The sequence below is a fragment of the Burkholderia sp. BCC1985 genome, from assembly GCF_905339915.1.
Lineage (GTDB): Bacteria > Pseudomonadota > Gammaproteobacteria > Burkholderiales > Burkholderiaceae > Burkholderia.
Genome location: NZ_CAJPGY010000120.1, coordinates 1 through 895, shown reverse-complemented (window position 1 = coordinate 895; position 895 = coordinate 1). Strand labels below are relative to the sequence as shown.

General features: G+C 64.0%; 1 protein-coding gene. It reads right to left on the bottom strand.

The window, feature by feature from the left end; translation table 11 throughout:
* Positions 1–895: Ig-like domain-containing protein (locus tag U4Z31_RS36915; RefSeq protein WP_321812989.1), on the bottom strand; the 895-nt coding region annotated here is incomplete at both ends.

Below are 895 nucleotides of genomic sequence, written 5' to 3'. Positions count from 1 at the left end.
GTTGAACGACGTCGCGGCCGACGTATTGCCCGCCACGTCGATTTGGCGGACCTGCACGTTGTTCACGCCTTCCAGGGCACCGAAGCTGGTGCTCCAGTGCGCACCGTTATCGACGCTGTACTGCACGGTGGCGCCGGTTTCGATGCCGGTGAGGTTCAACGTGCCGACATTGGTGATGTGGTCGGAGGCGCTGCTGCCGGAATCGGTGGTCAGCGCGACGCCGGGGGCGGCAGCCGAGGTATCGAGCGTAAAGCTGAACGAAGTCGCCGCCGACGTGTTGCCGGCGATGTCGGTTTGCCGGACCTGCACATCGTTCACGCCTTCGGTCGCGCTGAAACTCGTGTTCCACGTATGGCCGCCGTCGATCGAATATTCGACGGTGGCGCCGGTTTCGACACCGGTGAGGTTCAGCGTGCCGACGTTGGTGATGTGATCGGACGCGCTGCTGCCCGAATCGGTGGCGAGCGCAACGCCCGGCGCAGCCGCCGAGGTGTCGAGCGTGAAGCTGAACGAAGTCGGGTCGGACGTGTTGCCGGCGATATCGGTTTGCCGGACCTGTACGTCGCTCACGCCTTCGACGGCGGTGAAACTGGTGCTCCACGAATGGCCGCCGTCGATCGAATATTCGACGGTCGCGCCGGTCTCGACACCGGTCAGGTTCAACGTGCCGACATTGGTGACGTGATCGGATGCGCTGCTGCCGGAGTCGGTGGTGAGCGCGACACCGGGCGCGGCGGCCGACGTGTCGAGCGTGAAGCTGAACGAAGTCGGATCGGACGTGTTGCCAGCGATATCGGTTTGCCGGACCTGCACATCGTTCAGGCCTTCGACGGCATTGAAGCTGGTGCTCCACGTATGACCGCCATCGGTCGAATATTCGACGGTGGCACCGGTC